The sequence below is a fragment of the Bacillus clarus genome (assembly GCF_000746925.1).
GTDB classification, from domain to species: Bacteria; Bacillota; Bacilli; order Bacillales; family Bacillaceae_G; genus Bacillus_A; species Bacillus_A clarus.
Window position 1 is genome coordinate 3129788 of record NZ_JMQC01000008.1, and the last position, 11993, is coordinate 3141780.

Sequence of the window (11993 nt, forward strand, 5' to 3'; positions counted from 1 at the left end):
ATTAAAAATAAATTTTTCGATCGCGTTCTTCTTTTAAAATTTCAACAGCTTCTCGGAAACGTTGAGAATGAACAATTTCACGTTCACGTAAAAAACGTAAGCTATCATTTATGTCTGGATCATCAGATAAGTCAATGAGCCATTGGTAGGTTGCACGTGCTTTCTCTTCAGCAGCGATATCTTCATATAAATCGGCGATAGGGTCACCTTTTGCTTGTATGTATGTAGCAGTAAAAGGAACGCCACCTGCATTATGATAAAATAATGCACTATCATGGTTAGCATACTGTGCATCTAATCCAGCGGTTTTCATTTGTTCAGGTGTTGCATCTTTTGTTAATTTATAAATCATCGTTGCAATCATTTCTAAGTGTGCGAATTCTTCTGTCCCAATGTCTGTCAGTAAGCCTACTACTTTATCAGGAATTGTATATCTTTGGTTTAAATACCGAAGGGCTGCAGCTAATTCACCATCTGCTCCTCCGTATTGTTCAACCAATAGTTTTGCAAGTGCTGGATTACAAGTACTTACTTTCACTGGATATTGTAATTTTTTCTCATAAATCCACATGTTTTCGCTCCTTTATATTTGCCATGGCCAAGGACCTTTGCTCCATTCCCAAGGGGCGTTAGAATAACTATTTCCAAACTGTTGAAGCGGGCCATACTTTTTTTCAATTTTTTGTTGTAATACTCTTCTTTTATAAGAAAAATCATTGAATTGATGTATAGCTACAGCATCTTCAGGATGTGTATCTAAATAAAGTGTGAGTTCAACTAACACGAAGTCTAGCTCTTGCAGTTCTTCTATCCATTTGTAATATTCATCTGGTAATGTTTGCGTCACGTTTTCGTTCACCTCTTCTTTTTATATGGATTTTCATAGTGATCATAAAAAGCAGGCCATAAAGTACCTTTTTTTAAAGCTTCTTTTGGTGGGAATTGGGGTAAATTAGTTGGCTGGAATCCCATATATAAATGGGGAGGAGTAGAGTAATATTTTTTTTCGATTGGAGGACAAGGATCTTGTGGGCTATGGTAAGGAACGTATGATTTCATGAATTTATCCACAATACAAACCTCCTTTATAAACTAAATATTCATCACTATGTATTGTATTCGTACATAATTAACATTTATGACTCATATAGAAAACTAATAAGGGTAGGGGGAGTGCGGATGGAAAGTATGACAAACTGCGTCGTATTAGAATCAAGCAGTTTAAAGGAAACTTTATATTTTTATGAGGGAATTTTAGGGCTTAAACCGAGCGTGGAAAGACCGCAATTACATGTAACAGGTGTTTGGTATGACGTTAATTCAACAAGAATTTGTTTTGTCGTAAATAGAAATTTAAGAGAGAGAGAAAAGGTTGTTACTTCTTCGTGTGAAGTAATCACTTTCTCAATTCCGGATATAGAAAAAATAAAGAAAAAGTTAGAGTATTATCAAATAGCGTTTTCAGAAGAATATCGCGCTGACGGGGAAGTGATTACTGTTTATGATCCAGACCGTTATAAGCTTCAAATTGAATCGAAGCTATTAAACTAAGGAGATTTTATGAGTTGTAAGGGAGAGATAGGGTGAATAGAACCTATGAAGAAAGCGCACTATTTGAACATAAATTTTGGCTCAAAGTTCTTGGGGATCATGCACAGTTTTTATATATAAAGAAGATGAAGGATTATCATTTTTGTTATTTTTTTAGTGTTAGGGAAGACTAATCAGACAAATCGTAAAAGTAATAAACGTATATGAACGGTTCTCATCATGAAAAAAATATTGACAAGACTAACCAAATAATTTAAGGTGATTGTATAAAATTGTGTATATAAAGGGGAGTAACTTATTACAATAAAGTCGTCATTACAGGGAGAAACCCTCGGCTTTATTGGCAACGATTTGTTGTTAGTGAGACCTTTACCAGCAATGGTAAGGCCCCTTATTGTCTTTTTTAGGACCCTTACCATAGTTGGTAAGGGTCCTTTTTGTATACAAAGAAAGGAGATATAAATCATGAAAAAGTTTATAAATAGATTTCGATTTGTGTTCCATTTTCGCCGTTTCGGTCCATTCCTATTTGACTTTTTTACTTCAAAAGAAGTCGCAGTAAAGAAGAAAATAGTATCTATTGCGTTTTTAGTAGCCTATGTTGCGTTGCCGATTGATCTAATTCCAGACTTTCTACCCTTTTTTGGCGTGTTAGATGATATTGGGGTTGTTTTATTTATCTTGCAACGAATAGTGAAAATGGCACCGATGCATTTGCAAGAAAAATATAACTTAAATAAGGAATAGGAGTTAAAAGTATGGAGCAAATTATTCTAGATATAATTGAGTATTTAAAACAGTTTTCTTATTTTGGCGTTGTTGCAGCTTTAACATTCGAGTTTATTCCAGCAGAAATCGTATTACCTCTCGTTGGGTACTGGGTGTATGAGGGGGATATGAATTTTTGGTTAGCGGTATTAGCGGGTACGATCGGAGGAACAACGGGACCATTAACGTTATATGCTCTCGGTTATTATGGTGGTCGCCCTCTATTAATGAAATATGGAAAATACTTTTTCATTAAGGAAGAACAAATTCAAAAAGCGGATGATTTCTTTGCGAAGTATGGACCAGCTGTAGCGTTTGTCGGTCGTTTTATTCCTGGAATTCGAACACTTATTTCAGTACCGTGTGGTATGGCAAAAATGAATATATGGCAGTTTAGTATATATACATTTATAGCAATGCTACCGTTAACGACTCTTTATATTTATATTGGAATGAAGCTTGGACCTCATTGGAAAAAAGCTGGTGAGATTGTTGGACAGTATACGTTACCGATATTAGTAGTCGTTGCCATTATTGTGGCGAGCATCTTAATCTATAAATTTATGAAAAAACGAAATAAAACAGAGTCTGCTTAAAGATACGGAGTGCATAATTTTTTTGAATATAGATGAATTGTACAGGCAAACGTTAAACCAAGGAACGAGTATTGTTTTCACGTATCGCCGCTTTGATAGTATACAAGTTGTATTACCTGCAACACCTGCTGGAACGTATCAAGGAGCGTTTTGTATTACAGTGCGTTATCCGATTTCATAAAAAAAAGCATGCCATAGATGGTATGCTTTTTTTTATGGAATTGAGGGAATATAAAATTCTTATAAGCAACATGTAAATTGGCAACAGTATTTACCTTCTAAATATAAAGAAGGATTACTCGGAATGTTTATAATACTAACAGATTGTAATGCTTTCCCTGTATAAGATATTGTATGACCAGGAAAAATAGTAAAAGTATTTGTCACTTGTCCGGAAATTTGAACCGTAATTGCTTCGGTGCTGCTAGTACTATTGTAAATTGAAACAGTACCTGATATAAGTAATATTCCATCACCTTGCCAGAGTATCATTGTTCGTAATGTATTTTTTGATATGTTATTTTCAGTAGAAAGAGAGATGTCGTTAGTAATAAGGAAGTTTCCAGTGAGTTCATTTGTTACTGGCTCACAATTCGGATTGGCGGGGGGAATGGTGGACAAGGGGTGGGCATATGATAGATAAGGGAGCAAAACAACCGATATTTTTTTGTTTTTCAAAATAAGCCTGCTCTTTTAAAGTTTCCTTTTACAACTATTAATAGAAGAAATTGTATGTAAAGGGACACATGAAAAGAATGATAAGAGTCTTTTAGACAAAAAGTGGCTGTTTTACAATAATACAAGTATGTGGAAATTCACACCTAATTAACTGTATATTTACAAAAGTGAAATAAATTTCATTTCTCATTTAAACGAAATTAATATGTATTCGATACAATAGCCCTTGTAATCAATCAATTATTACGAGGGGGATTCACGTGGAAAGAACTATTTTACGGAAAGTAAAAGGTCTTATTCGGTTATTTGTGGTTTTTGTATTAGCATTTGTATCATTTCCGTGGGGTACATCTGTAAAAGCGGAAGAGAAAAAACAAGAAACGAAAACGAGCGAGAAAAAACTTGTTTTTCCAGTTGTAAGTGATGTGCATATTAAAAATAGTGGAACGGACGATATGTTCCGCTGGAAACGAGCAATTGAGCAATTTAATACACTTGCACCAAAGCAAGATGCATTTGTTATTGTAGGTGATTTTACGGATACAGGTTCAGTGCAGCAATACGATCGTTTTATGCAAGTTTATAATGAAAATGCTAATAAAGATGCGGTAAGAATGAATTCTCTCGGCAACCATGATTATTGGAACGGATTATCAGCTGAGGGAGCACAGAAACGCTTCTTAGAAAAAACGGGTATGGAATCAATTTATTATCATAAAGTAGTAAAAGGTTATCATTTTATCGTTATGTCACCAGAGGATGGAACAACGCATGGTTACTATTCGGACAAGCAAATCAATTGGCTAAAGGGAGAAATGGAAAAAGCGAAAAACGATGATCCGGAGAAACCGATTTTTGTATTTTTACATCAACATATTAAAGATACAGTGTATGGTAGCCAGGAATGGGGAACGAAAGATAGCACAAAAATTAATGCGATATTAAAAGAGTATCCACAAGTCATTACGTTTTCAGGTCATTCTCATTATCCGTTAGATGATCCAAGATCAATTCATCAAAAAGATTTTACATCAGTTGGTACATCTTCTGTAAGTTATATGGAAGTGGAAGGTGGTAAAGTTCAAGGGAATATTCCTCCAGGAGCTAGTACATTAAGCCAAGGTTTATTAGTGGAAGTGGATGATAAAGAAGTAACAATTAATCGCCGTGATTTCCATACAAATTCTTGGACAGGTGAACCTTGGAAAATTCAGTTGCCAGCAAAGAGGGAAACGTTTAAATATGTAGAAGATCGTGATAAGGAAAAGCCATCCTTTACGAAAGATGCGAAACTTTCAGTATCGAACGTAACAGAAAGTGCTGCAACAGTAATACTCCCTCAAGCTGTGGACAACCTTCTCGTTCATTCTTATCGCGTACAAGCACGAGATAAAGAAACAGGAGAAATTAAAAATAAACTGTTAGCATTCTCAGAGTTTTATCGTGATCCAGTGCCGAAAGAACTTACATTTACGTTAGCAGGATTAGATGGTGGTAAAACATATACACTTGAAGTAGTGGCTATTGATTCATTTGGTAATGAAAGTGAGCAGCCGTTAAAAGCTGAAGTAACAACAAAAAAAGATAATATTGATCCAAATGTGAAAGTACCAAAAGCGGATATTTTTGATGTGAATTTCTCAGATGGAACATTTAAAGATAACTCACCGTTTGGAACAAAAGGTGATGTGAAAGGGAATGTATCAATTGAATATGATAAAACATTGAAAAAGAATGTTATGAAATTAAATGGAAAAGCAAATGCGTTCGGTTACATTCCATTTTCAGCAGCGCAAAAAGAAAAAGCAGCGAATACATTTACTTTAGAAACTGTATTCTCTATGAATGAAATTCGTGGGCAAGGAATTTTGCAAAATACAGAGAGCGGTGGAATTGGATTTGAGTCTACAGGCAATGGATATGTAGAATTATGGGCTCATATGGGAGGTAGTTATAAGCGCGTTGGGACTCAATTAGAAGCAAATAAAACATACCATTTAACAGGAACGTATAATGGTAGTGAAGTAGCAATTTATGTAGATGGTAAGAAAGTAAATAGTCAGCCGGCTCAAGGAAAAGTATATCATCCGAATGTACCATTTGCATTTGGAGCAGACCCAGATAGCAATGGAAATGGTGGTATTCCGTTAAATGGAAACATTGCACTTGCTAGATTATATAGTAAAGCGCTGAATTCTTCAGAAGTATTAGCAGCCTATAATGAGTTTTCTAATCGTACTAAGTTAGAGCAAGTAAATGCATTATATGAAGAAATTGGAAAAGCGAAAGAAGTATTAGCTGGTTCTTATGAGTTTGGCGAAAAGCCAGGTCAATATTCACAAGAAGCTTTTAAAGAGTTGCAAAAAACTTATAACGATGCAAAAAAAGTGTTCGAGAATATGGCAAGTACAGGAGATTTAGTAATTCAAGCGTACAACGAATTAAAAACAGCAAATCAAACGTTTGGGCAATCAAAAGTAGTAGAAAAACAGCCGAAAACACTGAAAGAGAAACTGCAAATCCATATCGATGCTGCGAAAGCTTTATTAAGGAAAGTACAAATTGGAACAGCGCTAGGGCAATATCAAGAAGGGTTAGTGGGAGCATTAGAGAAAAAGGTTACCGTTGCTGAGACGGTGTTGAAAGATGCAAAAGTAAAAGATGAGCAGGTAGAAACGATGAATCGTACATTAGAGTATGCTATTTCACTCGTTGAAAACAGTGTGAATAAATAAGGAAGATAAAAAGAAGCTTATCATGATAGGCTTCTTTTTTGTTATACTAAAAATAGAATAGAAAAAGGGAGCGAATAATTTGGAAGAGAAAAAGCTGAAAAGAATTCTTGAATATGTATGGATCGCCGCTGTGCTCCTTGTAGGATATTATTTCTTAAAAGATAAAAGTATATGGGTTCTATTTTTAATGACATTCTTATTAGCGGGATTAGGAACGTTGTTTATTAACTTTTTCTTTGATAGTGTGAGTGCGTGGAAGAAGAAAAAGAAGGAGACGAAGTAAAGGAGGAAAAGTATGCAAAAGTGGAAACTCATGTACCAATTTATCGTGTTATTGATACTTGTTATAATAGGTATTTACAAGTTTTCTACACTGCTAGGAAATTGGGCATGGTTTACAACTTGTATTGGCATATTTTTTATTTTACAATCGTTAACGAAAAAGCATAATAGAACATGAAGAAAGCTCGCCTTTTGTGTAAAGGCGAGCTTTTTTATGCTTCTTTTTTCTCATTGTTCGTGTTTTCAGTAGCCAAATGACTATGCTTTCTAGAGTAGAAGAAATAGACGCATAAACCGATAATAAGCCAAACTGAAAAGCTAATCCATGTTTCTTTTGATAGGTTAATCATTAAATATAAACAACAGAGAATAGCGACAACTGGTAATACTGGTACGAGCGGTGCACGGAAACCACGTTTTAAGTCCGGATGCGTTTTCCGTAAAATAAGTACAGCACAACAGACGAATGTGAAGGCTGTTAACGTACCGATATTCACTAAATTCGCAAGTAAATGCAAGTCTAAAAGTCCTGCTAATAAAGCTGCCACAACACCAGTAATCCAGGTATTTAATAAAGGGATTTTTACTCTTTTATTTACGCGTGCTAACGCTTTTGGAAGTAAACCGTCGCGGCTCATCGCATAAGAGACACGAACTTGTCCATACATAACGACTAAAAGAACGGTTGTCATTCCTGTCATTGCGCCGACAGCAAGTAATCCTGCAATTGTATCTTCACCAACGAAATGTAGTGCAAATGCAACTGGATCAGAAACGTCTAATTGTGTGTAAGGAACCATACCTGTTAAAACGAATGATACGACCATGTATAAGACTGTACAAATAAGAAGGGAACCGATAATACCAATTGGTAAATCACGCTGCGGATTTTTCGTTTCTTCCGCCGCGGTTGCAATTGCATCGAAGCCTAAAAAGGCGAAGAAGACAGTGGCAGCGCCAGTAATAATACCGTCGTATCCGAATGGAATGAACGGTGTCCAATTTTCAGGCTTTACATATTTTGCCCCTGCTACGATAAAGGCAATAATAACTGCTAATTTTATAAGGACCATAATATTATTAATGCGTGCGCTTTCGCGTATACCAAAACTTAAAAGTCCTGTAATGAGAAGTAAAATGCATACAGCTGGTAGATCAATGAGGCCACCTTTTCCAGTGCCGGGGGCCGAGGCAATCATGGCGGGAAGATGTATGTTGAACCCTTGAAGCAATGATTGCAAATATCCACTCCATCCAACAGCAACCGCTGCGACGGCAAGTAAATACTCTAGCATTAAACACCAACCAACAATGAAAGCGACGACTTCTCCTACGGTCATATACGCATAAGTGTATACGCTTCCTGAAACTGGGATGGAAGAGGCAAATTCAGCGTAACAAAAAGCTACACAAGCACAAGTAAATGCGGCAATAAGAAATGATAGCATAATACCAGGACCGGAATGTTTAGCTGCTACAATGCCTGTTAAAACAAAAATTCCTGTTCCAATTACAGCACCAATGCCTAAAAAGGTTAAATCTAATGCTGTTAATGTTCTTTCTAGTTGTCGTGGCGATTCAGTACTAAGTGCTTTTTTTCGTAATAATGATTTCAATATGGACTCCCCCCTCATTCTTTCATCTCCACAACTGCGAATATAGTACGAGCCCATTAGAAAATAGTATGTAAGTAGAGGTACAGTTGTGTATGTAATTTTTTAAAATTTCTGGATTAATTTTAATATAATTCAGAATATTTTGTCAAATAAAATTACAACAAATAAAAATCCGTATATAAGGAGAAACTATCAGCAGAAATGGATGCAGTTTATAAAGTAGGAGAAGATGCTATGTTATTTTATTTCGAACTTGTCGTCATTTTACTTTGTACGAAATTAGCTGGTGATATTAGCGTTAGACTTGGTCAACCGTCTGTACTAGGTAAATTAATTGTTGGAATTATTATCGGTCCTGCTGTTTTAGGTATTATTAATAGTTCTGAACTTATTGATGAACTGAGTGAAATTGGTGTATTGTTACTCATGTTTATGGCGGGATTGGAAACCGATTTAGAAGAATTAAATCGTAACTTGAAATCTTCATTTGCCGTAGCAACTGGAGGAATTATTTTTCCTTTCATCGGCGGATATGTAACGGGACTTTTGTTTGGGATGGTGCAATCCCATGCTATTTTTTTAGGATTATTACTTTGCGCAACATCGGTTAGTATTTCTGTACAAACGCTGCGAGATTTAGGGAAAATGAATACGAGGGAAAGTACAACAATTTTAGGGGCAGCTGTATTTGATGATGTAATCGTCGTTATTTTATTAGCATTTGTGATGAGCTTTTTAGGTACACAAGATGTAAATATAACACTCGTTATCGTGAAGAAAATTATCTTTTTTGTAAGTATCGTGTTTATTGCTTGGAAAGTCGTTCCGTGGATTATGAAACTGCTCGTTCCACTCAGAGTATCAGAAGCATTAATTAGTGCTGCACTCATTATTTGCTTCTCGTTCGCCTATTATAGTGAAAAAATGGGGATTGCGGGCATTATCGGGGCGTTTGCGGCTGGGATTGCAATTTCTCAAACGGCATATAAGCATGAAGTGGAACACAAAATTGAGCCAATCGCCTATGCAATATTTGTACCAGTTTTCTTCGTAAGTATCGGAATGGAAATTACATTTCAAGGTATCGGAAGCCAAATTTGGTTCATTATTATTATGACGCTCATTGCCATTTTCACAAAGTTAATTGGATGTGGTTTAGGAGCGAGATTAACAGGATTCAATTTACAATCTTCCATTAGTATCGGTGCAGGGATGGTATCGCGCGGGGAAGTGGCGCTTATTATCGCAGCAAACGGACTCGCGGCGAATTTATTAGCGAAAGAAAATTTCACGGCTATTGTCATTGTTGTTATATTAACGACGATTATTACGCCGCCACTTTTGAAGAAGTATTTTGTATAAGGAGAAAGAGCTTATCTTATGTGGGTAAGCTCTTTTTTGATTGCAAAAAGCAATAGTCATTAGCGTGAAGAAATTGTAATTATGTTAAAATCTATGTATGTGATACGGCAAGGAGAGGAATGTATGAAGATTACAAGGGGAAAAGTTATAGGCGTAGTTATACTCCTTTCACTGTGCATACCATTTGTAGCATGGAAAGAATCGAAAGTGAAAGATTTTCCTGTTTCTATTTTTTCTTCTCATGTGGAAGGTGGATATCCACATGAATATAAATACACTGCATTTTTACCAGACTTTGCAATTTGGATAAATGGATGGGAAAAGAAGTGGACGGAAGGAGAAAGAACAGTTTATCAAAAGGGGAACCGAGTAGTGAATGTATTTCATCCTCCTGGCGATGATGGCTTTTATCTTCATGAAGCAGGGAATGAAGGGGTAGGATATACGAAATAAAATGCAACCGTAAGAAGTGGAGGTTAGATGGTGAAAGCTTCAACGTTACTATTTAAAATTGAAAATTATATGGATCAATTTTCACCAGCTGAAAAGAAGGTTGCCATGTACATAATGGAGAATGCAGAAATTGTTCCAAATTTAACGACAAAAGAAGTGTCTACGAATGCGGGAGCGAGTGAGGCGAGCGTTGTACGTTTTTGTAAAACGATTGGTATTGGAAGTTTTAAATCATTTAAGCTCGCGCTCGTTCGTGAATTAACGATTGCTGATTATAATATTAATGATTTTTCAGTGATGAATACAGAAGATAGTCCATTTGATTTATTTAATAAAGTTACATACGTAAATAAAGCTGCGATTGAAGCAAGTGTTACAGCAATGGACAAAAAGGAACTCGAGAAAGCAGCAGATAGCATTGTAAATGCTGGGAAAATTGTATTTTACGGTGTAGGCGGATCAGCTACGACGGCAATGGATGGCGCTTATAAATTTACTCGGCTCGGATTTACTGCGATGATGCTATCTGATTTTCATATGATGTTGCCACTCGTGACGAATTTACGGGAAGGTGATATATTTGTTGCTATTTCAACTTCTGGACGTACGAAAGATGTACTTGAAATGGCGCAATATGCGAAGAGGCAAGGTGCAACTGTTATCGGGATTACGAAGCTGGATCAATCATCACCTTTATATAAAGAAGTAGACATTCGCCTTTGTGTGCCAGATGTAGAGCAAGATCATCGCATAGCGAGTATTGCGTCAAGGATGACACAACTGAATATGATTGATGCTTTATATGTTATTACGTTCAACCGAATTGGTAATAAAGTGTTAGATCAATTTATGGAGACGAGAGAAGAAGCGGTGCGGTTACGGAAGTTAAAGTAGAAGAAAAGATGAGGAGACTCATCTTTTTTTATTATCTTTGACACAAATATGTCATGTTGTGAAATTTTATTTCATAAAATAAGAAAGAGTTATTGATTTTTAGTTTCTTAAAGTTATAATAAAAGTGTGAAATAAAATTTCAGAGAAGGTGACAATATGTTAGAAAATTTATCTACAGAACATCGCAATGAAAAGACGACGAATTTAGATGAGATGAGCGTAAAAGAAGTGTTACAAACGATGAATCAAGAAGATCGAACTGTTGCATTAGCAGTTGAAAAAGAGATAGAAGAAATTGAAAAGGTTGTACAGACCGTTATGAAGTCTTTTGAAAATGGAGGTCGATTAATATATATTGGTGCTGGTACGAGTGGTCGCTTAGGTATATTAGATGCAGTTGAATGCCCACCGACATTTGGAACAAATGATGAGATGGTACAAGGATTTATAGCAGGCGGATTGAAAGCGCTTACTAAAGCGGTGGAAGGTGCTGAAGATCGCGAAGAGTTAGCAGGAGAAGATTTAAAAAGCATTGGATTAAACGAGAAAGATACGGTTATTGGTATTGCCGCAAGTGGTAGAACACCATATGTAATTGGTGGATTGAAATATGCAAACGCTGTAGGCGCGAGTGTGGCGAGTGTTTCTTGTAATAAAAATGCTGAAATAAGTAAATATGCAAAACTAAATGTGGAAGTGGAAACAGGTGCAGAAATATTAACAGGATCTACACGTTTAAAAGCTGGAACCGCACAAAAGCTAGTCTTAAATATGATTTCAACAGCTTCGATGATTGGGATAGGGAAAGTATATAAGAACCTAATGGTTGATGTTCAATCAACAAATGAAAAATTAGTAGAGCGCTCGAAAAGAATTATTATGGAAGCGACTGGGGTAGATTATGAGGCAGCAGCTGCGTATTACGAAAAAGCAGGGCGTAATGTGAAAACCGCTATTGTCATGATACTACTACAGTGTGAATATGGGGAAGCGCTTGAAAAGTTAAAGGATGCGAAAGGATTTGTGAGGAGGGCATTATAAACTATGGGGAGGGCGAT

General features: G+C 36.1%; 15 protein-coding genes and 2 pseudogenes. 12 read left to right on the forward strand and 5 right to left on the reverse strand.

Translation table 11 applies throughout. From position 1 onward, the window contains the following. Window position 1: 1 nt before the first annotated feature. The 3 genes from cotJC to DJ93_RS16990 are packed head-to-tail and all read right to left on the reverse strand — an operon-like array spanning window position 2 to window position 1071. Window positions 2–571, reverse strand: coding sequence for a spore coat protein CotJC (gene cotJC / locus DJ93_RS16980; RefSeq protein ID WP_042982086.1), 570 nt, complete (start codon window positions 569–571; stop codon window positions 2–4). Window positions 572–583: 12 nt separating this feature from the next. Then, on the reverse strand, window positions 584–847 hold the full coding sequence (locus tag DJ93_RS16985) for a spore coat protein CotJB (protein WP_042982088.1): 264 nt from the start codon (window positions 845–847) through the stop codon (window positions 584–586). An 8-nt stretch (window positions 848–855) separates the two neighbouring features. Next, a complete protein-coding gene (locus DJ93_RS16990) occupies window positions 856–1071 on the reverse strand; it encodes a spore coat associated protein CotJA (protein ID WP_042982089.1) in 216 nt (71 codons plus the stop codon). 108 nt (window positions 1072–1179) lie between these two features. On the opposite strand from DJ93_RS16990, the gene DJ93_RS16995 reads away from it, so the two are divergent. The 5 genes and pseudogenes from DJ93_RS16995 (at window position 1180) to DJ93_RS17010 (ending at window position 3096) form a co-directional block, all read left to right on the forward strand. Beyond that, window positions 1180–1551 (forward strand): VOC family protein, encoded by a 372-nt coding sequence (locus tag DJ93_RS16995; protein ID WP_042982090.1) that lies wholly within the window; start codon window positions 1180–1182, stop codon window positions 1549–1551. Window positions 1552–1583: 32 nt separating this feature from the next. Beyond that, window positions 1584–1664: pseudogene (locus DJ93_RS35010) on the forward strand (DUF2935 domain-containing protein); the annotation flags it as partial. Between the two features lie 352 nt (window positions 1665–2016). Further along, complete coding sequence (locus DJ93_RS17000; RefSeq protein WP_042982092.1) at window positions 2017–2298, forward strand: YkvA family protein; 282 nt, start codon at window positions 2017–2019, stop codon at window positions 2296–2298. Between the two features lie 11 nt (window positions 2299–2309). Continuing rightward, complete coding sequence (locus tag DJ93_RS17005; RefSeq protein WP_042982093.1) at window positions 2310–2915, forward strand: DedA family protein; 606 nt, start codon at window positions 2310–2312, stop codon at window positions 2913–2915. Continuing rightward, a complete protein-coding gene (locus DJ93_RS17010) occupies window positions 2908–3096 on the forward strand; it encodes a DUF3992 domain-containing protein (RefSeq protein ID WP_259300195.1) in 189 nt (62 codons plus the stop codon). Before DJ93_RS17005 ends, DJ93_RS17010 begins: the two co-directional genes overlap by 8 nt. 59 nt (window positions 3097–3155) lie before the next feature. Here the strand turns inward: DJ93_RS17010 and DJ93_RS32240 are convergent. Further along, window positions 3156–3576: pseudogene (locus tag DJ93_RS32240) on the reverse strand (S-Ena type endospore appendage). A 277-nt stretch (window positions 3577–3853) separates the two neighbouring features. Between DJ93_RS32240 and DJ93_RS17015 the strand changes: the two are divergent. The 3 genes from DJ93_RS17015 (at window position 3854) to DJ93_RS33220 (ending at window position 6788) form a co-directional block, all read left to right on the forward strand. After that, the gene (locus DJ93_RS17015; RefSeq protein ID WP_042982094.1) at window positions 3854–6328 is read left to right on the forward strand and encodes a LamG-like jellyroll fold domain-containing protein; all 2475 of its coding nucleotides are present in this window, start codon (window positions 3854–3856) and stop codon (window positions 6326–6328) included. Window positions 6329–6407: 79 nt separating this feature from the next. Then, window positions 6408–6611: a hypothetical protein gene (locus tag DJ93_RS17020; RefSeq protein ID WP_042982095.1), complete on the forward strand. Its 204-nt coding sequence runs from the start codon at window positions 6408–6410 to the stop codon at window positions 6609–6611. Between the two features lie 12 nt (window positions 6612–6623). Further along, window positions 6624–6788 carry a hypothetical protein gene (locus tag DJ93_RS33220; protein WP_042982096.1) on the forward strand — a complete coding sequence of 55 codons (165 nt, stop codon included), beginning with the start codon at window positions 6624–6626 and terminating at the stop codon, window positions 6786–6788. A gap of 34 nt (window positions 6789–6822) precedes the next feature. On the opposite strand, the gene DJ93_RS17030 is transcribed toward DJ93_RS33220, so the two are convergent. After that, entirely contained in the window at window positions 6823–8283 is a 1461-nt protein-coding gene (locus DJ93_RS17030) for a branched-chain amino acid transporter BcaP (protein ID WP_181969195.1), read from the reverse strand. A 144-nt stretch (window positions 8284–8427) separates the two neighbouring features. On the opposite strand from DJ93_RS17030, the gene DJ93_RS17035 reads away from it, so the two are divergent. The 4 genes from DJ93_RS17035 to murQ all read left to right on the forward strand — a co-directional run bounded on the left by DJ93_RS17035 (window position 8428) and on the right by murQ (window position 11976). Further along, window positions 8428–9588: a cation:proton antiporter gene (locus tag DJ93_RS17035; RefSeq protein WP_042982099.1), complete on the forward strand. Its 1161-nt coding sequence runs from the start codon at window positions 8428–8430 to the stop codon at window positions 9586–9588. A gap of 123 nt (window positions 9589–9711) precedes the next feature. Further along, on the forward strand, window positions 9712–10041 hold the full coding sequence (locus DJ93_RS17040; RefSeq protein ID WP_042982100.1) for a hypothetical protein: 330 nt from the start codon (window positions 9712–9714) through the stop codon (window positions 10039–10041). 30 nt (window positions 10042–10071) lie between these two features. Continuing rightward, window positions 10072–10935: a MurR/RpiR family transcriptional regulator gene (locus DJ93_RS17045; protein ID WP_042982101.1), complete on the forward strand. Its 864-nt coding sequence runs from the start codon at window positions 10072–10074 to the stop codon at window positions 10933–10935. Window positions 10936–11091: 156 nt separating this feature from the next. Beyond that, window positions 11092–11976: an N-acetylmuramic acid 6-phosphate etherase gene (murQ, locus tag DJ93_RS17050; protein WP_042982102.1), complete on the forward strand. Its 885-nt coding sequence runs from the start codon at window positions 11092–11094 to the stop codon at window positions 11974–11976. The last annotated feature ends 17 nt before the right edge of the window (window positions 11977–11993 follow it).

Coding starts and splice junctions, on each gene's coding strand:
- cotJC (WP_042982086.1), bottom strand. CDS start 571: ATGTGGATTTATGAGAAAAAATTACAATATCCAGTGAAAGTAAGTACT.
- DJ93_RS16995 (WP_042982090.1), top strand. CDS start 1,180: ATGGAAAGTATGACAAACTGCGTCGTATTAGAATCAAGCAGTTTAAAG.
- DJ93_RS17000 (WP_042982092.1), top strand. CDS start 2,017: ATGAAAAAGTTTATAAATAGATTTCGATTTGTGTTCCATTTTCGCCGT.
- DJ93_RS17005 (WP_042982093.1), top strand. CDS start 2,310: ATGGAGCAAATTATTCTAGATATAATTGAGTATTTAAAACAGTTTTCT.
- DJ93_RS33220 (WP_042982096.1), top strand. CDS start 6,624: ATGCAAAAGTGGAAACTCATGTACCAATTTATCGTGTTATTGATACTT.
- DJ93_RS17030 (WP_181969195.1), bottom strand. CDS start 8,283: ATGGGCTCGTACTATATTCGCAGTTGTGGAGATGAAAGAATGAGGGGG.
- DJ93_RS17035 (WP_042982099.1), top strand. CDS start 8,428: ATGGATGCAGTTTATAAAGTAGGAGAAGATGCTATGTTATTTTATTTC.
- DJ93_RS17040 (WP_042982100.1), top strand. CDS start 9,712: ATGAAGATTACAAGGGGAAAAGTTATAGGCGTAGTTATACTCCTTTCA.
- murQ (WP_042982102.1), top strand. CDS start 11,092: ATGTTAGAAAATTTATCTACAGAACATCGCAATGAAAAGACGACGAAT.